Annotated in this window: 22 protein-coding genes; 9 read left to right on the top strand and 13 right to left on the bottom strand. The window is 69.1% G+C overall.

Going from position 1 to position 23,166, the window contains the following annotated elements; genetic code table 11:
• Positions 1-91: 91 nt before the first annotated feature.
• The 4 genes from ACWDSL_RS39615 to ACWDSL_RS39600 all read right to left on the bottom strand — a co-directional run bounded on the left by ACWDSL_RS39615 (position 92) and on the right by ACWDSL_RS39600 (position 3,170).
• Positions 92-1,243, bottom strand: a complete 1,152-nt coding sequence (locus ACWDSL_RS39615; RefSeq protein WP_450492809.1) for a winged helix DNA-binding domain-containing protein — start codon at positions 1,241-1,243, stop codon at positions 92-94.
• Between the two features lie 79 nt (positions 1,244-1,322).
• Positions 1,323-1,982: a LuxR C-terminal-related transcriptional regulator gene (locus ACWDSL_RS39610; RefSeq protein WP_089506261.1), complete on the bottom strand. Its 660-nt coding sequence runs from the start codon at positions 1,980-1,982 to the stop codon at positions 1,323-1,325.
• Between the two features lie 87 nt (positions 1,983-2,069).
• Positions 2,070-2,270, bottom strand: a complete 201-nt coding sequence (locus tag ACWDSL_RS39605; protein WP_450492808.1) for a DUF397 domain-containing protein — start codon at positions 2,268-2,270, stop codon at positions 2,070-2,072.
• Positions 2,271-2,282: 12 nt separating this feature from the next.
• On the bottom strand, positions 2,283-3,170 hold the full coding sequence (locus ACWDSL_RS39600; protein WP_450492807.1) for a helix-turn-helix domain-containing protein: 888 nt from the start codon (positions 3,168-3,170) through the stop codon (positions 2,283-2,285).
• 132 nt (positions 3,171-3,302) lie between these two features.
• Between ACWDSL_RS39600 and ACWDSL_RS39595 the strand changes: the two genes are divergently transcribed.
• The 4 genes from ACWDSL_RS39595 (at position 3,303) to ACWDSL_RS39580 (ending at position 7,786) form a co-directional block, all read left to right on the top strand.
• Positions 3,303-3,737, top strand: a complete 435-nt coding sequence (locus ACWDSL_RS39595; protein ID WP_450492806.1) for an ATP-binding protein — start codon at positions 3,303-3,305, stop codon at positions 3,735-3,737.
• A 465-nt stretch (positions 3,738-4,202) separates the two neighbouring features.
• Positions 4,203-5,357 carry an NAD(P)/FAD-dependent oxidoreductase gene (locus tag ACWDSL_RS39590; RefSeq protein WP_450492805.1) on the top strand — a complete coding sequence of 385 codons (1,155 nt, stop codon included), beginning with the start codon at positions 4,203-4,205 and terminating at the stop codon, positions 5,355-5,357.
• Positions 5,358-5,386: 29 nt separating this feature from the next.
• Positions 5,387-6,283: an RNA polymerase sigma-70 factor gene (locus tag ACWDSL_RS39585; protein WP_450492804.1), complete on the top strand. Its 897-nt coding sequence runs from the start codon at positions 5,387-5,389 to the stop codon at positions 6,281-6,283.
• Between the two features lie 99 nt (positions 6,284-6,382).
• Positions 6,383-7,786: a PT domain-containing protein gene (locus ACWDSL_RS39580; protein ID WP_450492803.1), complete on the top strand. Its 1,404-nt coding sequence runs from the start codon at positions 6,383-6,385 to the stop codon at positions 7,784-7,786.
• A gap of 22 nt (positions 7,787-7,808) precedes the next feature.
• Here ACWDSL_RS39580 and ACWDSL_RS39575 read toward each other — a convergent pair whose 3' ends face one another.
• From ACWDSL_RS39575 to ACWDSL_RS39560, 4 genes are all read right to left on the bottom strand, one after another.
• Entirely contained in the window at positions 7,809-8,162 is a 354-nt protein-coding gene (locus tag ACWDSL_RS39575; protein WP_450492802.1) for a VOC family protein, read from the bottom strand.
• 28 nt (positions 8,163-8,190) lie between these two features.
• Positions 8,191-8,880 (bottom strand): hypothetical protein, encoded by a 690-nt coding sequence (locus tag ACWDSL_RS39570; protein ID WP_450492801.1) that lies wholly within the window; start codon positions 8,878-8,880, stop codon positions 8,191-8,193.
• A 145-nt stretch (positions 8,881-9,025) separates the two neighbouring features.
• Entirely contained in the window at positions 9,026-10,111 is a 1,086-nt protein-coding gene (locus tag ACWDSL_RS39565; RefSeq protein WP_450492800.1) for an acyltransferase family protein, read from the bottom strand.
• Positions 10,108-10,749: a TetR/AcrR family transcriptional regulator gene (locus ACWDSL_RS39560; protein ID WP_450492799.1), complete on the bottom strand. Its 642-nt coding sequence runs from the start codon at positions 10,747-10,749 to the stop codon at positions 10,108-10,110. Before ACWDSL_RS39560 ends, ACWDSL_RS39565 begins: the two co-directional genes overlap by 4 nt.
• A gap of 196 nt (positions 10,750-10,945) precedes the next feature.
• Here ACWDSL_RS39560 and ACWDSL_RS39555 point away from each other — a divergent pair, with 196 nt between their 5' ends.
• Together ACWDSL_RS39555 and ACWDSL_RS39550 are read left to right on the top strand one after the other, a co-directional pair.
• Complete coding sequence (locus ACWDSL_RS39555) at positions 10,946-11,854, top strand: hypothetical protein (protein ID WP_450492798.1); 909 nt, start codon at positions 10,946-10,948, stop codon at positions 11,852-11,854.
• Positions 11,855-12,058: 204 nt separating this feature from the next.
• Positions 12,059-14,197: a hypothetical protein gene (locus tag ACWDSL_RS39550; RefSeq protein ID WP_450492797.1), complete on the top strand. Its 2,139-nt coding sequence runs from the start codon at positions 12,059-12,061 to the stop codon at positions 14,195-14,197.
• 40 nt (positions 14,198-14,237) lie between these two features.
• Here the strand turns inward: ACWDSL_RS39550 and ACWDSL_RS39545 are convergent, their stop codons facing one another.
• From ACWDSL_RS39545 to ACWDSL_RS39535, 3 genes are all read right to left on the bottom strand, one after another.
• Positions 14,238-15,536, bottom strand: coding sequence for an ARPP-2 domain-containing protein (locus tag ACWDSL_RS39545; RefSeq protein WP_450492810.1), 1,299 nt, complete (start codon positions 15,534-15,536; stop codon positions 14,238-14,240).
• 35 nt (positions 15,537-15,571) lie between these two features.
• The gene (locus tag ACWDSL_RS39540; protein ID WP_450492796.1) at positions 15,572-16,996 is read right to left on the bottom strand and encodes a hypothetical protein; all 1,425 of its coding nucleotides are present in this window, start codon (positions 16,994-16,996) and stop codon (positions 15,572-15,574) included.
• Positions 16,997-17,216: 220 nt separating this feature from the next.
• Positions 17,217-18,500, bottom strand: coding sequence for a sensor histidine kinase (locus ACWDSL_RS39535; RefSeq protein ID WP_450492795.1), 1,284 nt, complete (start codon positions 18,498-18,500; stop codon positions 17,217-17,219).
• 311 nt (positions 18,501-18,811) lie between these two features.
• On the opposite strand from ACWDSL_RS39535, the gene ACWDSL_RS39530 reads away from it, so the two are divergent.
• A complete protein-coding gene (locus tag ACWDSL_RS39530) occupies positions 18,812-21,025 on the top strand; it encodes an MMPL family transporter (RefSeq protein WP_450492794.1) in 2,214 nt (737 codons plus the stop codon).
• A gap of 105 nt (positions 21,026-21,130) precedes the next feature.
• Here the strand turns inward: ACWDSL_RS39530 and ACWDSL_RS39525 are convergent, their stop codons facing one another.
• Entirely contained in the window at positions 21,131-21,751 is a 621-nt protein-coding gene (locus tag ACWDSL_RS39525; protein ID WP_450492793.1) for a winged helix-turn-helix domain-containing protein, read from the bottom strand.
• A gap of 108 nt (positions 21,752-21,859) precedes the next feature.
• Positions 21,860-21,991 carry a hypothetical protein gene (locus ACWDSL_RS39520; RefSeq protein WP_450492792.1) on the bottom strand — a complete coding sequence of 44 codons (132 nt, stop codon included), beginning with the start codon at positions 21,989-21,991 and terminating at the stop codon, positions 21,860-21,862.
• A 122-nt stretch (positions 21,992-22,113) separates the two neighbouring features.
• Between ACWDSL_RS39520 and ACWDSL_RS39515 the strand changes: the two genes are divergently transcribed.
• Positions 22,114-22,485, top strand: a complete 372-nt coding sequence (locus ACWDSL_RS39515) for a 5-carboxymethyl-2-hydroxymuconate Delta-isomerase (RefSeq protein ID WP_450492791.1) — start codon at positions 22,114-22,116, stop codon at positions 22,483-22,485.
• Positions 22,486-22,627: 142 nt separating this feature from the next.
• The gene (locus ACWDSL_RS39510) at positions 22,628-23,077 is read left to right on the top strand and encodes an SPW repeat protein (protein ID WP_014180335.1); all 450 of its coding nucleotides are present in this window, start codon (positions 22,628-22,630) and stop codon (positions 23,075-23,077) included.
• The last annotated feature ends 89 nt before the right edge of the window (positions 23,078-23,166 follow it).

Below are 23,166 nucleotides of genomic sequence, written 5' to 3'. Positions count from 1 at the left end.
GCCAAGGAGATCGCCGCCCGTCAGCCCGCCGCCTCGGTCGTCGCCTGCCGTGACGAGGACGTGATGTCGCTGTCTCATACTCACCGCAAAGTCACTGTTGCGACTGGCCCGGCAGTACGCGCACTTGGGCACCGGAGAGCTTGGCCCACCAGTGGTCGTAACGGCTGTAGAGACGGGGGTCGCGGTCGGCCAGCAGCGTCAGCAACGAACGGGCCTCCGCGGCGAGCCCGTCCCACGCCGCCGCCGACAGCTCATGGAAGGCCATGGCCTCGATGCCACCCTCGACCGGCCGCCACACCCCGGCCACATACCCGTCGACCAGCAGCGTCGGCAACACATCGCCGTTGACGCGGATCACCTCCCGGCGGTAGTCCGGAGGGATCACCCGGCTGCGGTCCGCGTACGCGAGCAGGACGCTGTCCCACATCGCCATCAGCCGGGGCGGGGCGGGGGTTTCGGCGGCCGGGCGCGGGGCGCCCGGGAGATCGAACAGCGCGGCCTTATCCGGCCCTTGGAGCTCTTCGACGGCGTCCCCGAGTGCGCGCAGCGCCTGGCGTATCGGCGTCCGCTGAACCATGGCGAATTGCGCCATATCCGCGACCGAAGCCGGTCCGAACCCCTCCAGATAGCGCACGAGCAGCCGCTGCAGCGCGTCCGGATCCACCTCCCGCCCCAAGCGCAATGGACCTGCCTGCGCGGCGCGATACGACGGCCGGACCCCGAAGGACCACGGCCCGCCGGTCGCCGCGTGCCACAGCGGCGCGTACGCCCGCAGCCCCCACCACGCGCCGGCCTTCTTCTCGGGGCCGAGCCGCTCCTCGAGCCACGCGTCGAACTCGGCCGTCGTGCGGGGCTGTTGGGCGAACGTCAGTAGCTCCGGTACGAGTTCATCGGCGTCGGCAGGCGTGAGCCCGGCGGCGGCGAACCGGTAGCCGAGCCGGGAGGCGTAGAGGGTCGGCCGCATCGCCTCGCGGAAGACCTGGTAGTCGTCGGCGTGGACCGCGTGCAGGGTGATCCGCATCAAGGTCGCTTTGACGACTTTGTGGCCGGTGAACGCGGCGTCCAGCTCCGCCGGGGCGAATCCGGTCAGCCGATTCCACAGTGCCACGTACGGCGAGCCGGCGTGCTGCGCCTGCAGCGCGACGATGCGGCGTGCGGCGTCGAGGGCGCCCAGTGACTCGCGTCGCAGGAGCAGCTGACGGCTGAGCGTGGCTCGGTTGAGTTCGCGTGCGGTGATCTCCACGACGGGGATTGTGCCGTGTGAAGCGGGGCTGTGGACACGCTTTTCAGCTCTGGTTCCAGCTCTGGTTCCAGCTTTGGTTTCAGCTTTGGGCGTGCCCCCGGTCGAGATAGGCCAGTACGGCCAGCACCCGGCGGTTGTCGTCGTCGGACGGCGGCAGTCCGAGCTTCCCGAAGATGTTCGAGGTGTGCTTGGCGACCGCCCGCTCGGTGACGAACAGCTGCGCGGCGATGGCCGCGTTGGACCGCCCCTGCGCCATCAGCTCCATCACCTCCCGCTCGCGCGGCGTGAGGTTCCCCATCGGCTTGTCCTGCGACCGCCGGGTCAGCAGTTGTGAGATCACCTGCGGATCCATCGCCGTCCCGCCCGCCGCGACCCGCCGCACCGCGTCGATGAACTGGTCCGCGTCGAACACCCGGTCCTTGAGCAGATACCCCACCCCACCGCTGCCATCGGCCAGCAGCTCCCGCGCATACAGCTGCTCCACATGTTGCGACAACACCAGCACCGGCAACCCCGGCCGCGCCCGTCGCGCCGCCAGCGCGCACTGCAGCCCTTCATCCGTGAACGACGGCGGCAGCCGTACATCCACGACCGCGACGTCCGGCTTCAGCTCGGCGAGCGCGCGGGTCAGATCGGGCCCGGTGTCCACGGCCGCCGCGATCTCGAAGTCGTATGCCTCCAGCATCCGGACCAGACCGTCCCGCAGGAGGAAGAGGTCTTCGGCGAGGACAACGCGCACGGCGGCTCCAAGACTTCGTCGGGCCCCTGGGGTGGGGGACGTGACCGAATCCGACGAATGTACCGCTGTGAGGTGAGCGGGGGGTTATCAGCGGGCCGGATGGTCCAGGGTGCCGGTTTTTATGGTGCGGAGGAGTGCGCGGAGGGCGGTGGGGGTTGTGGTTATTACGGTGTGGGGGTCGTCGCTTTCCCGGAGGTGGGGGGTGCCGGTGGGGTCTGCTGCGATCTCCACACACGTGTCCGTGTGACCCTCGCTGAAGCTCGACTTGCGCCACGTGAGCTGAGACATGTGTGCGCCTTCCTAGAGCAGGGGATAGAGGATCCGCTGGATCAACCCCAGCGAGTCCTTCACGCCATGTGCCTCCGGTGAAACCGTCGCATCGACAGGAGGCAACGCCACTTCGCACATAGTAGCGAAAACCTCGTTGTATCGAGCGATTGCGTCACCGTCCCCCAGGTAGAGCGACTTCTCGATGTGCGGCACGATCACCGTGCTCAACTCCGCCATGGCGGGCTGGATCAGCGTGAAGGACGTGCCGAACGGCACGGGCCCGTCGAAGGGCAGGACCTGGACTGTCACGTTGGGGAGCCGGGACAGCGCGATCAGGCGAAGCAACTGACCGCGCATGATGGCATCGCGGCCGTTCAACGTGGTGTGCAGGGCGGCCTCGTGAATGACGGCGTGGAGACGTGGAGGCCGCTCGCCGGTGAGCACCTTCTGGCGTTCCAGCCGGAATTCGACGGACGAGTCGTTCTCATCACGCGAGGCGGGGACGTACCCGGCCTGGTGGATCGCCGTCGCGTACTCTCGGGTCTGCAGCAGCCCCGGCACGAACGTCGGCTCGTAGCAGAGCATCGCAACAGCACCGGCCTCCAGCTCGGCCGTGTCCATGCGTGAGGCGGGCACCTTCTGGCGATGCGCACTCCACCAGCCTTTGCCTGACGCCTGGCCCATCGCCACAAGCGCGTCAACGTAGGTTGTACTTTCACAGCCTGCGGCGCTGGCGAGAGCGCGCAGCCGCTCCGGCGACAGGCCGGTGCGTCCGGACTCGACGTTGCTGATGTGCGACTGGTTCATGCTCATTACCGCGGCGCTTTGGCCAACGCTGAGGCCAGCACGTTCGCGCAACTTGCGAACTTCAGCTCCGAAGCGTCGTTGACGGTACGTGGGGTTGGCCCGAAGTCCCATACGCCCTCCCTCGTAGTGGCTAGTGTGACTACTCAACCACGAAGAGTGCTGATCGTGTTGTGAATTGGCAACTCGTGGCGCTACCTTGGGTGTGGCGCCAGTCACGTAAGGTACTCACCTGGAGGCTGCCACATGCGCACGCCTGAAGAGCCCTGGTCCTACGGCCTGTTCATCCCCCACGACCCCCGCGCCGTGGGCGTCGTACGGGCCACCATCCGCCACATCCTCAAAGCGGCCCGCCTCGACTGCATCGTCGACACCGCCGAACTCCTCGTCTCCGAGCTGACGACGAACGCTCTGCGCAACACCACCACCGACTCCTACGTCAGCATGGACTGGCAGCCGAAGCCCCCGGACTTCCGCGTCACCGTATGGGACTCGGGCTCGGTCCTGCCCCAGCCCGTGCGGGCCGAGGTCGACGACGAGGGCGGCCGGGGGCTGGCGCTCGTCGAGTCGTGTTCGGATGACTGGGGCGTGGTCGACTACACCGACAAGGACGCGGGCGTCACCGGCAAGGCGGTGTGGTTCGCCCTCGCGCCGCCGAAGCCTGCGGAGCGGCGCGGCTGAGCTCAAAGCAGGCTCCGCTGCGCTCCGCCGCGACTGCTGCCGCGCGGTGGTCGATCGGGGGGACCAGCGGTGCGCTGGACCGGGGCCTGGGAGCGCGACGAACAGGCCCGCGCCGTTGGACGGCATGGTCCGGTTGCCGTGAGCGGGTATCGTCTCGCGCCTTCGGCGCACAGCGGCCAGCGGCGGGGAGGGGAGGGGGCGCGGAGGCGTCGTCGCCGTCCGGCCCAAGGGGTCGTCCCCGGTTGGCGGGCGTCCCCTAGGGGCTCTCCCCCCACCTGCTCTTAAAAAAGTGCTTGCCCTACATCAAGTACTGCATCAAGCGATGATTTAAGAGGGGGTGGGTGGAGGAGCCGATCCCGGGCGCTGGTCATGGCGTCCGATGTGGGCTACGTCTCATTCGCGCGTTGTTACGCCGGATACGCGGCTGGTGTCTCAAGGCCGAGTCCATAACGCGAGGGAGACATGATGAACGGGAACGTCGAGGTGGTCGTGGTCGGCGGCGGGTACGGGGGCGTGAAGGCGGCCAATCGCCTGGCTCGGCGCGACGGTGTGTCGGTGACCCTGGTCAATCCGCGTCCCGACTTCGTCGAGCGGATCCGTCTGCACCAGCTTGTGTCCGGCTCCGATGACGCGGTCGAGGGCTTCGGCGGGGTTCTGGGCGGGAACGTCCGGCTGGTGGTCGACACCGCGACCCGGATCGACGCTGCCGAGCGCCGGGTGTCGCTGGCGGGCGGTGGCACGGTCTCGTACGACTACCTCGTCTATGCGGTGGGCAGCGGCGCCGCCGATCCCGGTGTGCCCGGAGCGGCGGAGTTCGCTCATTCGGTGTCGGACCTCGAAGGGGCGGAACGACTGCGGTCGGCGCTGGACGCGACGCCCGTGTCGGCTCCGGTGACCGTGGTCGGGGCCGGCCCGACCGGCATGGAGACCGCCGCCGAGCTGGCGGAACTGGGCCGTAAGGTCACCCTGGTCTGCGGCGACGCGCTCGGCCCCTCCCTGCATGCCCGGGTCCGCCGGCCGGTCGCCCGCCGGCTTGCCGGGCTGGGTGTGACCGTCCTCGAAGGTCCCCGTGCGCGGGTGACGGAAGTGACAGGCGACGCCGTGCGGCTCGACGACGGCCGCGAGCTGCCCAGCGCGGTGACGATCTGGACCGCGGGATTTCGTGTCCCGGACCTGGCCACCCGCAGCGGGCTGCGCACCGACACCGAAGGCCGTCTGCTCACCGACGCGACGCTGACCAGTGTGGACGACGTCCGTATCGTCGCCGCCGGGGACGCGGCGGTGATGACGGACCGGCCGTTCCGGATGAGCTGCCAGGCCGCCGTGCAGCTGGGCACGGGGGCCGCCGCCACGATCCTGCGCCGGATCGCGGGGAAAACACCCGCTCCCGTCCGGTTGCTGTTCGCCGGGCAGTGCCTCAGCCTCGGCCGAAAGGCGGGTGTCACCCAGTTCTCCTACCTGGACGACAGGGTGAACGCGCTCCACATCAGCGGGCGGCTCGGTGCCAACGTCAAGGAGATCGCCTGCCGGTCCACCCTCAATCAGTTGGCGTCCGGGGCACGCAAGGCCAGTTCCCGCACATCCCACGGCGACAGCACCGACCGCCTGGAAACGCCGTAGCCCACCCACGAGAGAGTGAAGCGCACGATATGAACGACCACGGCACCGACCCCGCGACCGAGGCCTTCGTCGCCCACCGCGACCTGCTGTTCACCGTCGCCTACGAGATGCTCGGATCGGCGGCGGACGCCGAGGACGTCCTTCAGGAGGCCTGGCTGCGGTGGGTCGAGGTCGACCTGGCACAGGTGCGGGACCAGCGCGCCTACCTGGTGCGGATCACGACCCGGCAGGCACTCAACCGGCTACGCACCCTGAAACGGCGCAAGGAGGCCTACGTCGGCCCCTGGCTGCCCGAGCCCCTGCTCACCGCGCCGGACGTGGCCGAGGACGTCGAACTGTCCGAGAACCTGTCGCTTGCACTGATGTTCATCCTCGAAACCCTCTCACCGACCGAACGCGCCGTCTTCGTGCTGCGCGAGGTCTTCGACATCGGCTACGACGACATCGCGGCCGCGATCGGCAAGAGCCCCGCCGCCGCACGCCAGATCGCCTACCGCGCACGCCGGCACGTCGACGCCCGCCGGCCGCGTACACCGGTTTCCCCGGAAGAGACCCGGGCAACACTGCATTCGTTCCAGCGCGCGCTCGTGACCGGGGACTTGCGGGGGCTGCTCGACGTACTCGCCCCGGAGGTTGTTTTCGTCAGCGACGGCGGCGGCCTCAGGCTGGCGGCCCTGCGGCCGGTCGTCGGCGCCGACAAGGTGCTCCGTTACATGGCCGGTAGCCTCGAAAAGGCCGGGGGCTCCTTCACCAGTGAAACCACGACGGTCAACGGCAACCCCGGACTCATCCTGCGCCTGGACGACGTGATCGACGGCGTGCTGGCCTTCCGCGTGGAGAACGCCCGAGTCACCGGCATCTACTACGTCCGCAACCCCGAAAAGCTCACCCGCGTTGAGTCCGAAACCCCCCTCACCTCCCGCTGAACGTCCCCCCGCGAACTGCCGGGAACCGTTCTGCCAGATTCGGCGTAATGTCCTCTTGACGTGCTACTGGCTGGTGGCGGGCGGACGAGGGGGGATCCGGTGAGGGCTCGGGTGCGGGCGATGATGGGCGTGGCGGTGTCGCTTTCGGTGGCGCTGGTGGCGTGTGGGCCGGAGAAGGAGAAGGAGTGGACGGGGGCGGAGCCTTCGAAGGGGTCCGCGGCCGAGGCCGCGCGGTTCGCGCCGTTCGTGCGGCTGGCCAAGGGGGAGTCGCTGTTGCCGATGGACGCGACGCGGTTCATCGGGCGGTCCGCGCTGCGCTTCGACCACGAGGGCTTCTGCCGTGACGAGGGACCGGTGGCCGATCCGGCCGACCCGCGGCGGTTGGGGAGCAAAGACAATCCCTACCAGCACGCGGACGTGGAGCCGGGGAAGTCCTCGTCCAAGCCGGTGTCCTGCCCCGGGCACGGCGAGAAGTGGCACAAATCGACGGAGGACAAGGGCGGTTTCTACCTCGACCCGCCGAAGGAGGTGCGGAAGGGCGAGGGCACTGACGCGCCGGTCTACTGGGAGTACCACAAGCACAAGACCGACCCGAAGCGCGGGGCGTACGTCTACTGGTTCTTCTACGCCTACAACAACCTGATCCCGGGCAACCGGCACGAGGGCGACTGGGAGCGCGTCGCGGTCCAGGTGCGCGACGGCAAGCCGGAGGCGATGACGTTCGCGAAGCACGGCAAGGACACGTGCAGCGTGAAGTGGTCGGAACTGGAACCGAAGGACGGGCATCCGACGGTGTACTCGGCGCGTGGTTCACACGGCTCCTATCCGACCGATAAGAACCAGTGGGTGAACGGCACGCTCGATCGACCCTCGAAGGGCGGCCGCGAGTGGCGCACCTGGGAACATGCCCGCCCTGTCGACGGCGAGCCCTGGTGGGGGTACGCCGGGTGGTGGGGGTCGCAGCAACATGTGAGCGGGTTCAACGGGCCCAACGGCCCGCACCCGGGGCGTCTGCTGTCGGGCATCTTCACCAACGACAGTTGTGGGTCCGGCGACAAGGCACCGACGGATCCGCCCAAGGACCAGCCCACGGACCAGCCCGAGGACCAGCCCACGAATCAGCCCACAGGCCAGCCCACGGACCAGGCCGTGCCCAGGACGAAGGAAGGGGCGATCCGGCGGTACGAGGAGTATCTGCACGCCGTCGGCCGGGAGGACATCAAGACGGTCTGCGATGTGGCCGGGCCCGCGGCGAAGCAGGCGGAGGACCAGGGGTTCGGTCCGTGCACCTCCACGTTCCTCGTCACGTTCCAGATGATCTCGCCCACGCAGAAGAAGGCCCTCCAGACCGCGACGGTCGACCCGCAAAAGGTCGTCGTACGAAGCCCCGACAAGTTCGACATCCCGGCCGCAGCGGTCAAGGCCTCTGTCACCTTCTCCGAAAACGAGATCGGGACCAGCACCCTGGAGTACCTGAAGGACAACTGGTACATCACTGACTGAGCGCGCGCGGCGTGGTGGGGTGTCAGCGGTGGCCCAGGACGTTGACCACGCGGCCGTTGGGGTCGCGGACGAAGAAGCGGCGGACGCCCCACTCCTCGTCCTGGAGGGGGTGGACGATCTCCGCGCCGGCCTCGCGCATCGCCGCGTACGCCGCGTCCACGTCGTCCACCTCGACGCTGATGTCGGGCGAGACGGGTGCGGTCTTGTCGCTCGTCATAAAGCTGACCTGGGCTGCCGGGGTGGTGGGGGAGGCGAGGGTCATGATCCAGCCGTGGTTCATGACCTCCTCGAAGCCCAGCCGGCCGTAGAAGTCCCGGTTCTGCTCCATGTCCTCGTCCTCGGAGTGGACGATCGGCATGACGCGGCGGATGGTCATCGACAGCTCCCTTTTCTGGCAGGCGACTTCACGCGGTGCTGGCCGCTCGCCTCATTCTCCTCCGCAGTACCAGGGAGCCGACCAGCACCACCAGACCCGTACCCCAGACGGTCATCGCCGCAGTGGCGGATTCGTTGACGTGCTGGCCATTGCCCTCCGCCTGGGGCAGCCCGGCGGTCGCGTAGTGGGGGAGCAGCAGGAGACCCACCCCGACCGCGGCCAGTACCGCCCAGCCGAGGGCGTCGCGGCGGGAGGAGCGGGCGGCGAGCAGGGCGGCGGCTGTCAGGGCGAGGGCGCAGCCGAGGGCGGGGAGGACGGTGTAGGCCAGCCATTCGGAGAGCAGGGGCTGCCAGTACCACTCGGCGTCGGGCCTCGGCTCGTCGAAGTAGTAGAGGGTGCGGGGCTGGGGCGGGCCCGTGAAGTCGCGGATCGTGCCGGGGGTGATGCCGGCCAGCAGGCCGCCCGTGAAGGCGAGGCCCGCCATCCGGGCCCGGCCGGACTTGGCCGATTTCCCGAGGCGCAGGAACCAGACCGCGCACCAGCCCGCCAGGAGCCCCAGTACGACCCCTTTGGCCGCGCCATAGCCGATCGGCGTCCAGACGTTCCACGGGTAGTTGCGCATATGCTCCGCGCGCCAGCTCCCCGCCAGGCCCCAGGCGACCGTGCCCGCCGCCACGGCCCAGGGAACCACTCCGACGGGGCGTTTTCTTTCGTTCATCGTCAAAGCGGACGCGACCGCCGCCCTTATGGTTGCGAGTAGTCGCTGATCATGGTGTTGAAGTAGCCCTGGGGGAGTTCTTCCAGGCAGTCCAGCAGACTGGCCAGGAAGTCGCGCAGCGGCGGCGGGCTGCTGATCTGGGAGTTCAGCTGATCGGGAGCGCGGCGGCCGGCCGGGCCCGGAGGCCGAACAAAGTCCGCAGCCCTGGTGTTCTGCGGATGATCTCGTAGCTCGCGATGCTGAGGCAGAACGACACCACCATGATGATCGCGAAGGCGATGGCCCCGTGCTCCACGGTCCGCAGAACGTAGTACCCGGTGATGATCAGATAGGTCTGATGCAGGATATAGACTGGAAAAGCCGCCGGGTTGAAATAGTTCATGAGGGCTGATGCGCGGTCCAGATACCGCTTCCCGTATCCGAGCATGGCCAGCAGAGTCGCCCAGTACACCGGATGGTGCCAGGCAGCGGACAACGGATCCGTCTGCGTGCCTGTGGTGAATCTCTCGGCAACGATTCCGATGGCGCCGGGGACGGCGATGCAAAGATAGCCGCGCCGGGCCTTTTCCAGGGTGTCGATGATCGTATCGCTTGTGGCGACGAGAAAGCCGAGCAGGACATATCCGGTGTAGGTGAATATATTCTCCCCGCCGATCTCGGGCAGGAAGGACAGCGCCGCAAGCCCGGCCGCTGGGAGCAGTGCGAGGATCGGGTCGTTCAGCCAGGCCGGCGTGTACTGGCGCCGGATCACCTCGAGCATCAGGGGGAGCACGGCGATCGAGATGACGAAGAGAAAGAGGATGAACCACAGATGTGCCGGTGAGATCGAGGTGAGCACCGACCAGTCGGAGAAGTCCGTGAAGTAGGACCACAGGAAGTCCGGGTAACTGCCCCGATAGCCATGGTGGAACTTCATCGCGTAGTACCCCTGCGGCGGCACGATGACAAGGCAGCCGAAGAGGAACGGTATCAGCAGTCGCAGACAACGTTCCTTCATATAGCCCCGGGTCGATCGCTTTCGCAGCGCGTGGTAACTCGACATGCCGGCCAGAAGAAAGAGCAGCGGCATGAACCAGAAGGAGGAGATGTTGATCAAGGCGGAGGATAAGGTGTTCTCCGGGCCCTTGACGTAAAACTCTGGATTGTCGTTGAAGATCCGCGCCGTATGGAAGGGGAACAGGAAAAGGATCCCCAAGTTCCGCAGCCAGTCAACGTATTCCTTGCGGTTCATGGCGATGCCTCCCCGGTCAGCCAGCCGAGCACGGCGCCGAGCGCTCGTTCGGCGGTGGTGGCGTCGATCCCTTCGGGGTCGACGAGATGCTCCATGGACAGGCCGTTGGTCAGGCAGTGCAGGATCACTCCGGCCAGTTCGGGGTCGATGGGCGGTGTGATGCCGACGCGTTCGGCGGCCGCGCGGACGGCGCCGGCCGCCGCCGTCCGCTGGGCGCGGCGCATGGGGGTGAGTACCGCCCCGGTCTCCTTGTCGCGGGTGGCGCGGGCGGCGAATTCGAGGCCGAGCCGACCCCGTTCGGTGTCCTGGATGATCCGCTGCGCGACGAGACGCGCGGCCTGATCGATGAGCGCGGCTATGTCCCCGGCCTCGTCGAGACCGGCCATCACGGCGGTCAGTTCGGCTTCGGCGCGTTCACTGAGCAGTGCGCCGAAGAGTTCCCGCTTACTGCCGAAGTTGGAGTAGACGGCGCCTTTGGTGAAGCCGGCGGTGTGGGCGATGTCCTCCAGCTTGCTGTCGGCGTAGCCGCGCTCGGCGAACACCCGTTCAGCGGCGGTGAGCAGCCGGCGGCGTACCTCCTCGCGGGGGAGGCGGGGGACCGGCCCCGGCGGCCGGTTGTGACTTTCTGTGTCTGGCATGCGCGCACGGTAGCATACCCGTGAGTATTCAGTACCCGCAGGTATCGAAATGGCGCGTCTCTGGTTCGGCGAAAGTGTGTTCCCCCGCTCGCCGTACGCCTTCAGGGAGCGCATCTGGAACCCGGCATACTCCTTGTCGCGTCCCGTTGTATGACGCCTGTTCAAGCCATCTGTCATGGGGGAGAGTTCACCGCGCATGAGCCACAACCAGCCGCCGCCAGGACCGTACGGCCCGCCTCCGGGGCAGCCGCCGGGCCCGCCGCCCGGCCAGCCCCCGCAGGGGGTCCCGAATCCGTACGCGCAGGGGGTCCCGAACCCGGCCCCGAATCCGTATGCCCAGGGCGGTGGCCCGTACGCCGCACCGCAGCCCGGCTACGGCTATCCGCAGCAGCCGCAGCCCGGATACCCGTCGCCCGTCCCGCCCGGCATGCCGCTGCCCCCGCAGAGCGGCGGCGGCAAGGGCAAGGCGACGGGCCTGGTGATCGGCGCCGTGGTCGTGATCGGGGCGATCGTCGGGGGTGTCGTGCTGCTGGGGGGCGGCGACGACGGGAAGCTGACCGACGACGGCAAGGATTACAGGATCACCGCACCCCGGACCGTGCTCGGCGAATACACGAGTGACGGAGACGACAGCAGGGCGCAACCTCTGGACTCCCAGGACGCGCAGGAGTTCGGCCTGACGGCCGGTACGGGGGTGAACGCGGACTGGGCCACCTCCGGTGACGCGAAGAAACTCGAGATGCTGGGCGTCTATGGGGATGTGAAGGACCCGGAGAAGTCGGTCGACACGGTCTTCAGCACTCTGAAGAAGAAGAGCGAGGCGGCGGGCAGTGCGGACAGCGACGCCCTGGTGGTGGGCAGCCCGGAGCCCAAGTCGCCCGAGGGCTTCGAGAACGGCGTCATGAAGTGTCAGCTCATCAAGTCGAATGAGGAGCCGGACCCGGATGAGCCCAACACGCTGGCGCTGTGCGCATGGGCCGACTACGACACGGTGGCCGTGGTGGTGCCGCACGAGGGGACGAAGAACCTGACCCTCGACGAGTCCGCCAAGATCGCCGCTGATCTCCGCAAGGAGGTACGGGTGGAGGTCCCGAAATCTTCGTGAGGTAGGTCATGGGTGAGCCGGGTCACAAAGATGCCGTGGTGGACGCTACCCGTTTTCCCGTTCCTTATGACAGGTTTCTTTCGACATTATGAACTGGGCCGAGAAATCGGCCCGTTCCTCCAGGTCAGAGGTACTGTCGCGGTTCGACCTACGTACCACTGCCGCTCAGTCATGGGGGAAACCGTGCTCACGTATCACCAGGTCATGACAGCTGATCTGTCGTACCTGGAGACCGCCGCGGGGCAATGGAAGGAGGCCGCGAAGCAGTTCTCGGAGGCTCAGAAGGTCTACCGGAAAGATGTCAAATCGGTAGGCACTGACGGAAGCTGGCACGGCCAGGCGAATTTCGTCGCTACGGACACGATGGAAGTCACGGACGGGCAATTCACCGCCGCCCAGAAGGAGGCTAAGGCCATTGCCTCACTGCTGACCGACGCCCACCACCAGTTCGTGGAATTGCGCGGGAAAGTGAAGTCCGCGGTGGCGGACGCGGTGAAGGCCGGAATGAAGGTCTCGGACGCCGGAATCGCGAGTTACGACTACTCGAAGGCGAGCGAGGCGGCGGCCAATTCCGCGCGGCGCGATCCGGACCTGCACCGGACCGAGCAGTCATGGACCGAACACATCGCGGCGGCGGTCAAGGCGGTCGATGACGCCGACCAGGGCGTGAAGCTCGCGCTGAAGGCAGCGGTGCAGGATCCCAACCCCCTCGATGGGGCCGTCAACGGGTTCAATGGCGCCGCGGAAGGCGACATCGAGAAGGTCGAGGCCAAGGAGGCCAAGGAGCTCGCGACCAAGCTCAACTCCGGCGACAAGCTCAGTGGCAAGGAGATGGCCGAATTCCAGCGGCTGTTCCGGGACAACGAGCACGACAAGGCGTTCAGCCAGACCTTCCTGGCGGGTATGGGCCCCAAGGGCGTCATCGAGCTGAACAACAAGTTCCACAGCCTTGGCAAGGGCGATGACAAGAAAGACTTCATCGCCCTCCAGGAAGGCGTGGCGACCTCGATCGCCACGGCCACCAAGTCTCCCTCCGACCCCTTTTACAAGAAGTGGCGCGAGGGTCTGCGCAAGGTCGGCGACGAGAACTTCGCCGAGAAGCTGAACCCGCTCACCGGCTACCAGTCGTTCGCCGATCTGATGACGCACGGCAAGAATTACGGGAAGCAATTCCTGACCGATGTCGCCGACGACATCATCGCCGTTGAGCGGAAGGACGACTTCGGGACCGGCCGGTGGAAGCAGTTGAACGCGGGCCACGGGGACTACACGGGCGACCCGCTCGACACCGTGCTCGGCATCATGGGCAAGCAGCCCGACGTCGCGACGTCCTACCTCGACCCCGGAGCGGACGGCGGGAACGAGCGCCTGAAGTATCTGCTGCAGGGCCGTGACTGGCCCGTGTGGGAGACCGCCACCGGCTACGGCAGCGCCACCAGGGACGACCCGGCGAACCGCCTGGGCCTGGGGGCGGCGCTGGAGGCGGCGGCCACCGGCAATGTGCCGGGTACCGAGCATCCGCTGGGCGGGCACACCGAGGCCGAGGCGCGGGTCATGCACGACACCATCAAGCTGCTCAACAAGGACTGGAAGGGCGACGAGATGCCCGCCAACCTGCGGTCGAGCCTGGGCCATATGCTCATGGACTACACGGCCGACACCCACGAGATCCTGTCCCGCACCAACGAGAACTACAAGGTCAACGCGGACGGCGACGGGGTGTGGAAGGACGACGGCACGGTCCGTATGGCCGTGTCCCCCGAGGAGCTGTCCCGCATCATGCGCGGTGTGTCGGAGGACCCCGCCGCCTACGCCGGGATGTACGCCGCCGAGCGGCAGTACGCGGCGCAGACGCTGGCCGGCACGGACTTCAAGCACCCCAACGACCGCACCGCCGCCATCAACGCGGCCTCCTCCGCCTTCGGCTTCTACGACGGGGTCAGCTCCGATATCGCCTTCGACAAGAGGGACAAGGCGGTGCAGTGGGCCTCGGACGTCCGGACGGCCGCCTTCACCGTCCCCGCAGTCGCGTTCAACTTCGTTCCGTCGTCGCCCGCCGCCGTGCCGGTCCTCGGCAACGTGGTCCAGTCCATCCTCTACGTGGGCATGTACGAATGGGGCAAGGACCAGGTCGCCCAGGCGGGCCAGGTGGCGATGCTGGAGAACATGAAGACGTTCGACGTCGGGCAGCGGCAGGTGGACGCCCTCGTCGTGGGCTGGGGCAAGGAACACGGCGAGGACGCCGACAGCGGCCTGACCAGAACCCTCGTCGGCTCCGGGCAGGAACGCCACGACAGCGCGCGGCGGGAGGCGCTGCAGGCCCTGGGGCGGCCGGGGTTCTGAGTCGGTCGGAAGCCCGTCAAGCGATCGGACAGGGGCACCGTCAGGGCGCCGTCCTGCGCGCCGCCGCGCGGTAGTGGTCGCGTATGTCCTGGCGCAGCAGCGCGCCGAACCCCGCGTGCTCCACACGGGTGGCGAGCTGGTCGCGGCTCACCCCCAGGGCGTCGGCGGTCGCGCCGAAGTGCCAGTCGTGGGCGGCGAGGAGGGTGAGCAGATGGCCGCGCCGGGTCTGGGCCTCGGAGAGGCGGAAGGTCTTGAGATAGGCCAGCCGGCCGTCCTCGTGGGTGATGGTCTCGCCGATGTGCTGCTCGGTGTTGCGATGGAACGGCGGCAGAAAACGGGACAGGGCGAAGGGCCCCATCGTGCGGACGCGCTGGAGGGTGTACGACTCGTTCAGGCCCTGCCCGGGTGGTCTTTGAGGATCAGGCCGCGGCGTCAGATGCGGTGCATCGCAAGGCGGAGGATCGCCCTCGTACTGGGCGTACTCGGGCGACTCCGACAACGCGGCGAGGCGCCGTAGCTGGCGTCGCGGGCCCTCAAAGATCGCCCGGGCAGGGCCTGACAGCCCGCCCGCCATGGTGTGGTCGTGGAACTCGGCCCACTCCCGCTGATGCCGGGCGGCCTCCGCCCGCAGCTCGGCCAGTGAGCCCACCGCGCCGTCGTCGATCCGGGCCCGGAACTCGGGGACCGGGCCGTGCAGCGTGGTGTAGTGGTGGATCAGCTCCCCGAAGAGGTCCAGGACCAGCGAGGGGTGCAGGGCGCGGTAGTCGTCGGGGTGCGGCACGACAAAGGCGGCGGCGAGGGCGTCGGCCGCGTAGACCATGACCCCGCACTGACCGGGGTGGATCTCGAAGACCCGCAGCGCGTCGCGCAACCCCTCCACCTCGGCCCCGACATACGCCTGCTCGACCCGCGGCGACAGACCGCGGCTGACCGCCCGGTGCGACCACTCCTCCCACACCACCGAGGGGCCGCCGAAGTGCAGCGCCAGATAGCCCTCCAGGGCCAGGTGGAGGGGGAGAAAACGCACCCGGTTCTTGTCGACGCGGCGGGCCATCCGGCGGTGGAGGCGCAGCGGTACGCATGCGGGGCGCGGCCCGTCGGCGTCCCGCCGCAGCTGGGTGCCGTAGGAGGACGCGGGGGTGCCGTCGTCGGTCCAGTTCGCCACGTAGCCGTGCGGGATGTACGAGCAGTACGCGGTGCGCCGGTCGACCGCAACGGCCGCGAAGTCGTCGCCGTACAGCCGGTCGTCGAGCCGCAGATCGGTGATCGGCTCGTCCCGCACCAGCGGCACAAGACGGATCGCGCCCCACACCTGGCAGGGCAGCGCGGTCAGGCCCATGAGCGCCACAAGCGTCGTGTCCCTCGTGTCCCCCGTCACCCCTCCACCTCCAGAAACCGCCGTACGCGGGCGTCCACATGCGTCCACAGCTCGGCCGCGCGGGTGCGGCCCTCCGCGAACTGGGCCAGCTCCACCAGGGCCGGAAGGTCCTCCGCGTCCCGCACCCCGACGGTCGGCACCTCCCGCGCCAGCCGCCGTACGTCGAAGTCCTCCGCGTCGTACACCGGGTTGAGGTGGACCACACTGGTGCGGCCCTGGGGGTCCAGGCGGGTGCGCCATATTCGCAGCACCTCGCCGGCCAGGCCGGGCGGCGCGTTGTCCCAGCCGTCGGAGACGATGACGAGCCGGTCCGGGCGGTGCTCCAGCGCGTCCAGCACGCGGGTGCCCAGCGGTGTCGGGCCCAGCGGATACATCAGCAGCGCGTCGGTGCGGCCGGACAGCCACAGCGGGACCAACTGGCCCGCCAGCGCCTCCAGTAGAAAGTGGCAGGCCAGCGCCACCGCCAGCGGGCGGCGCCGCTTCTGCGCCGAGCCGAAGGCCGAGAAGCTGTCGTCCAGTACGGCGGCCACCCGGCCCCAACTGCCCGCGCGCGGGCCCGCGGTGCGCCGCGCGGCCGCTCGCAGCGCGGCGGTCAGCTCCTCGCGGCGGCGGACCCGGTCGTCCAGGGGGAGGGAGAGGACATAGCTCGCCAGCCGGGTCAGAGGCATGGTGGCCAGATCGCCGACCACCGCGTCCGCCCGGTGCTTACGGGCCGACTCCTGGAGCCGCAGCCGCTCCAGCCGGGTCAGCCGCGGGGCGATCCGCTCCAGGAAGGCGCCCCGGTCGATGCCGTGCTTGACCGCGAACCCCTCGGCGACGGTGTACGGCAGCTCGTACAGCGCGCTCTGGGTGTAGTGGGCGCGGCGCCAGGACTCGAACAGGGGGGTGGAGAAGCCGGCCTTGCGGGTGTGCGGCGCGAAGAGGAAGCGGCCCATCTCGGTGTCGAGCGGCAGATGGGCATGGCGGGCGGCGGCCTTGACCCCGGCGCGGTACTTGACCGCGTCGAGCGCCGGATCGGGGCGGGCCGCCAGCCAGTCCCGCATGATGGCCCGGGTACGGCGGTTGTTGACCCCGGCCCGGCGCAGCTCGCGGAAGAGCCGGTACACCCGCTGCGGCGGAAGCAGGGCCAGCCGCCCGGCGATCAGCCGCCCCTCGGTGCGGCGCTGCTCGGGCGACGCCTCGGAGGCGGTCTCCAGCAGCCTGCGCACGATCAGTGCCGCGTTGTGGTGGTTGATGTCCAGCGCGAGCGTCGCCGCGTACAGCTCCCGGTAGTTGCCGAGCACATACGCATGCAGGAAGTCCAGCGACATGCGCTGCCGCCATTCGCCCGAGCGGAACTCCCGCTGTCCGGTCGAGGTGATCGCCGCGTTCACGAACAGCAGCAGGTCCTCGGCCGCCACGAGGTCGGTCCGGTTCTCCATCTCGGGTCTCCTGGCGGCAAGGTGTGCGGGTGTCGGCCGGGGAATGGGGGCACGAGCTGCGAATCATCGCTTAACAGGCGGGTTCCGGAAGTCGCACCGGAGTCCCGCGGCCGACTGTCGCACGCTAACACCCGTGTCGTACGCTCCGCCCCCGGTTTCCGGCTGCCTCAGAGTCCTGAACCCAGCGGTCTCAGGCAGCGACTCCTCGGACAGCGACTCCTCAGACAGTGGGGCGCTGGGCGGAGAGCCGGCAGGGTATCTCGATCGTCGCCATCGTCGGCCCGCCGACCGGGCTGCTGATCGCCATCACCCCGTCAAAGGTGCCCAGCCGCCGCTGCACCCCGCTCAGCCCCGAGCCCGCCGAGGCGGACGCCCCGCCCTGCCCGTCGTCGGTCACCGCGATACGCAGGGCGCCGGCGTCGCTGTCGTGGTGGATGTCGATCCACACCCGGTCGGCGCCGGAGTGCTTGGCCGCGTTTGTCAGCAGCTCGCTGATCGCGAAGTACGCCGCCGTCTCGACCGGTTCGTCGGTCCGCCCCGGGAGGTCCACCTCCACCTCCACGGACAGCGGCATCCGCAGCGCCAGGGCCCGCACGGCATCGCCCAGGCCCCGCTCGGCCAGTACCGGCGGATGGATACCGCGGACCAGGTCGCGCAGCTCGGCCAGCGCCTCGGCGGAGCTGGCGCGGGCCGCCGCGAGCAGCTCCTTGGCCTTGGCCGGGTTCTTCTCCATCAGGGCCTCGACGGTGCCCAGGCTCATGCCCATGGCGACCAGCCGGGCCTGTGCGCCGTCGTGCAGATCGCGCTCGATACGGCGCAGCTCGGCGGCGGAGGTGTCGACCGCGTCGTGCCGGGTCTCGGTGAGGTGATGGACCCGCTCGGCGAGCGTCATCCGCGGTGTGGGCGCGAGAAAGGCCCGGCCGACCAGGAAGTGCGCGCGCAGCAGTATCGGGGAGGTGAAGATGCCCATGACGAGGAGGCCACAGCCCAGCAGAGCCGCGTAGTTCGCGGTGGCCTGAGAGGTGACCGGGACGAACCCGTACCAGTAGGTGCCCGAGGCGCCCACGATCGGGTGCCAGGTGCCCAGCGCCAGCACCCAGCCCTCCAGTGCGTACGGCATCGGGGCGCATGCCAGCAGCGCCACGACGGCCCCGGCGGTCATGTCGACGACCAGCCACAACAGATCCCGCCAGGTCGCCGGGTCCCGCAGCAGCAGGGAGCACTGCTCCACCACGCCCACGAGCCCGCCGCGGCGATCGGGAGGCAGAGCGCGGTACGGCAGGGGGATCTGGAGGCCGGACCAGCGGGCGGCCAGCAGCCGCCGCTGATTGGCATGGGCGCGCAGGAGAGCGAGCAGGGGCGGGGTGGTGAGCACCCCCACACCCAGTGGGATGAAGGCCAGGGACAGCACCACCAGGACGAACAGCGTGATCGACCCGGCCAGCGAGGCGATCGCGAGCACCAGCCCACGGGCGGCGGCCACCAGCGCCTTGCGTACCCTCATCGGACATCTCCCTGACACCGCTCCCGCGGGACCCGCGCCGGGGCCCGCGCCCGGCGCGGGACGCTCCCCATCGCCGGACGGTTCAAGTCTGGCGGACCCGGCCGCCCCGGTCACTCTGCCCTGCCCCCGTCCCGAGGTATACCTAGCCCCACCCCCGGGACTCTCCTTTTGCTTCAGCGGATTGGGGACTTGTGCGGCTGGGGCGCGAGCCCGCCGTTTTCTAGCGTCGATGACGTGACCTCAACAGTCCTTTCAGTCCGTTCAGTCCTGCCGGTTCCGGTCAGGACTCACACCTCCCGGAGGGAGACGCGATGAGCACAACGAGGCGGGGCCTGGCCGTACGGCTCGGCGGGTGGAGCACCCGACACCGCAAGACCGCGATCATCGGCTGGCTGCTGTTCGTCGTGGTCGTCGCGGTCATCGGCGGCATGTCCGGCATCAATGAGATGACCAACTCCGAAGGCGGCACCGGCGACTCGGCGCGCGCCGAGAAGATCCTGGAGGACGCCGGGCTCAAGGACCCCGCCGGCGAGATGGTGATGCTGCGCAGCGCCGAGCCGGACGGCTGGCGGGATGCGGCGGGCGACCTCACGGCGCGGCTGAAGAAGACCGGCGAGGCCATGCGGGTCCAGCCGCCGGTGCGCTCCGAGAACGGCCGGGAGGGGCTGATCAGCTTTGAGATGAAGGGCGACGCGGACACCGCGGGGGAGCGGATCGAGCCGGTGCTCGACGCGGTGAAGCAGACCGAGGCGGCCCATGAGGGCGTCCAGGCGTACGAGGTCGGCGACGCCAGCTTCGCGCACAGCCTGGACGCCATCCTCTCCGGCGACCTGAAGACAGCCGAACTCACGGCCGTGCCCCTGGCGCTGGGCATCCTGCTGGTGGTCTTCGGCGCCCTGGTCGCCGCGCTGCTGCCGGTGTTCCTCGGGGTGACCGCGTGCATCGGCACCTTCGGCCTGCTCGCGCTGGCCAGCCACAAGCTGCCGATGTTCTCCAGCACCCAGTCCGTGATGTTCCTGGTGGGGCTGGCCGTCGGCGTCGACTACTGCCTGTTCTACCTGCGCCGCGAGCGCGACGAGCGGGCCGCGGGCCGGGACGCCGAGACCGCGCTGCGCATCGCCGCGGCGACCAGCGGACGGGCCGTACTGGTCTCCGGTATCACGGTCATGCTGGCCATGTCGGGCATGTTCCTGTCGGGTCTGCTGCTCTTCAAGGGCTTCGCGGTCGCCACCATCCTGGTCGTCTTCACCGCGATGCTCGGCTCGGTGACGGTGCTGCCCGCGATGCTGTCCTGGCTCGGCGACCGGATCGACGCCGGGCGGGTGCCGCTCCTCAACCGCCGCCGCAAGAAGGGCGTGCACTCCAGCGGCGGTATCTCCGGCCGGCTGATGAAGCCGGTGCTGGCCAAGCCCGGCCTGTTCGCGGTCATCGCCGGCGCGCTGCTGCTGGTCCTGTGCGCCCCCGCGCTGGGGATGAAGACCGAACAGCTCGGCATGGAGAAGCAGTTCGGCAAGGACTCGAAGCTGACGGTGGCCTTCAAGGAGATCACCGAGTCCTTCCCCGGCGGCCCCTCCCCGGCCGAGGTGATCGTACGGGCCGGCGATGTCTCCGCGCCCCGCTTCCAGGGCGCGGTGGCCGGCCTCAAGAAGAAGCTCGCCGCCTCGGGCGAGTTCGGCAAGACCGTCAAGGTCGAGCTGCACAAGAGCGAGGGTGTGGCGCGCATCGAGGTGCCGCTGGCAGGAAACGGCTCCGACGACGCCTCCAAGCACGCCCTGAGCACCCTGAAGGACGACATCGTCCCGCAGGTCCTCGGCCCGGTCTCGGACAAGGTGTACGTGGGTGGCGAGACGGCCGCGAACGTCGACTTCAACGACCAGCTCGCCGACGGCTTCCTTCCGGTGCTCCTGTTCATCGCGGCCGTGACCTTCCTGTTGATGCTGGTCTGCTTCCGGTCGCTGCCGATCGCCATCACGGCGATTCTGCTCAACCTGCTGTCGGTCGGGGCCGCGTACGGCACCATGACCGCCGTCTTCCAGCACGGCTGGGGCGCGGAGACGCTGGGCATGGAGCCGGCCGGGGCGATCGAGGGCTGGATGCCGCTGTTCGTCCTGGTGATCCTCTTCGGTCTTTCGATGGACTACCACGTCTTCGTGGTCTCCCGGATCCGTGAGGCGCACGAGCGGGGCCTCGCCACCCGGGAGGCGATCCGCGACGGCATCCGGTCCACGGCGGGCTCGATCACCGGTGCGGCCGCCATCATGGTCGCGGTGTTCGCGGTCTTCGCCCTGCTGCAGATGCAGGACATGCAGCAGATGGGCGTCGGCCTCGCGGTCGCGGTGCTGGTGGACGCCACGCTGGTCCGGATGGTGCTGCTGCCCTCGGTGATGGCGCTGCTCGGGGAGCGCAACTGGTACCTGCCGCGGGCGCTGTCCTGGCTGCCGCGCCTCGACCACGGCGGGCACGGCGAGGAGCCGCTGCCGCCCGGGGCGCAGAGCCACCAGCCGCCGGTGACCATGGGCCGCTGACCTCACCGCAAACACCAGCCCGCCGCGCCGGATCAGGCCGTAAGTCGCCTGATCCGGCGCGGCGGGCTTCGCGCTGTGGCGTCGGGGGCCTCAGACGGTCGGGCCTCAGACGGTCGGTGCGTACTTGTAGCCGACCCGGCGGACCGTCACGATCGTGCCCCGGTGCTCGGGGCCCATCTTCCGCCGCAGCCGGGCGACATGGACGTCCACGGTCCGCCCGTCGCCGACATGGCCGTACCCCCACACCGTGGTCACCAACTGGTCGCGGGTGTGCACCCGGTGCGGATGCGCCACGAGATGGGCCAGCAGCTCGAACTCCAGATACGTCAGATCGAGCGGCCGCCCGGCGACATGAGCGGTGCGCTGGTCGGGGTCGATCCGTACGAGCTCGTCGCCGGTGACCGCGCCACGGTCCCCGGTCTGCCCGCCCGGCCCGGTCTGGCCGCCCTGCCCGGGTTGGCCCGCCGCCGTGGTGTCGGCGGCCGGGACGAGCACGAGATAGCCGACCATCGGCGGCTGCCCGGGGAGCGAGGGCAGCGTATGGGCGGGAGCGGGCAGCCAGGTGGCGCCGGGATGCAGCAGTTCGGCGACCGGCGGCACCTCGTCGGGCGCGACGGCGCGCAGCCGCTGTCGGTGCGGATGGGAAGGGGGGTGCGGATGACGGCCGGGAGTGGCGGCCGGGGAGGCGGAGGTGGAAGAAGCGGACAGACTACGGACGTTCGTCATGGGATTCGGCTCTTTCGCGCTCAAGGGGCGTCGGTGGACGTCGTGCGCGCGGGCCGGGCCGCCGGGGATCACCCGGGAGCAGGGCGGCTGAGTGGTCGAAGGACGACGTCAGCGGCCGAGCGAGCGGGCCCGCGCATGCGATGCGCGGCAACACTCGCGGTCGAAGTGGTGCGCCTGCCGGGACGGCCAGAACGGCTCGAGGTCGAGCGGACCCGTCGCGGCGTTATGGAGGCTGACCATAGGCATATTGAAGCAGACGACCGGCCCCCGGCGCTCGTCCCGGTGGCGTAGTGCGACGATGCCCACGTAACGGGTCCGCGCGAGCGCGAGCCCGCCACGACCCCGTAAGGAGCTCGTTCCCCATGCCGCACATCGTCGTCGAGTACTCCGACACCCTGGCCGATGCCCTCGACCGGCGCGCCTTCGGCCTCGCCCTGCACCCCGTCGTCGCCAAGACCATCGATACGCAGGTCGCGGGCTGCAAGACCCGGTTCCGCCGGGTGGAGGACGCCGTGCTGGCCGACGGCGCCCCGCACCACGCCATGATCCACATAGAGGTGGCGATCCTGTCCGGCCGGGATGCCGAGACCAAGCGGGAGCTGTCCGCCGCCGTGCTGGAGGTCGCGCGCGCCCATCTGGCGCCGGTTCCGGGGCTGACCGTGCAGACCACCGTGAATGTGACCGACCTCGACCGGGCCTGGTACGCCAAGGACGAGCAGGTCTTCCCGGCCTGAACCGGCTGCTTCGCGGGCATAACCACTCCCTCGCAGCTCAAACAGACATCTACCTATAAATCAAGGTGAGGCGCACAATGGTGGTGCGGCATAGCGCCGCACTGCGCGGTCAGACTTGCATGGATCGAAGGAGGCGAGTCGTATGGCCGACGTCTCACGCCACAGGAGCGATATCACGCGCCACCCCGATGTCACCGAGATGCGCGAGCGCTACGCACGCATGCTCGGTGCGAGGGATGTTGTCTTCGTCGATGGGCCGGTTCTCCTGGCCGGTCTCTACTTCGCCATCTCTCCCTGGGTGGTCCACTTCTCGGGCACCCGCCCCGACCTCACGGTCAACAACCTCATCCTGGGCATCAGCGTGGCCCTGCTGGGCGTCGGCCTGACCACGGCGCCGCGCCGGATGTACAGCCTGTGCTGGGCGATGTCCGCGATCGGTGTATGGATGATCATCTCTCCCTGGGTGGTCACACGGTTCCCCGACGCCGGAATGATCTGGAACAACGTCGTTGTCGGCGCCATCACGTGCGTCCTCGGACTGGTCGCGGCGGGGGTGTTGATGCGCACCGGCCGCGAGGCGCGCGAAGTGTGAACCGACAGGTGCATCGACAGGTGCATTGACAGGTGAAACGGCAGGTGAATCGACGAGGGCCGGCGGCCGCATGACCCCCTGGGTCATGC

This window comes from Streptomyces sp. NPDC000941 (genome assembly GCF_053599555.1).
This window is presented reverse-complemented; position numbering and strand designations above follow the sequence as displayed.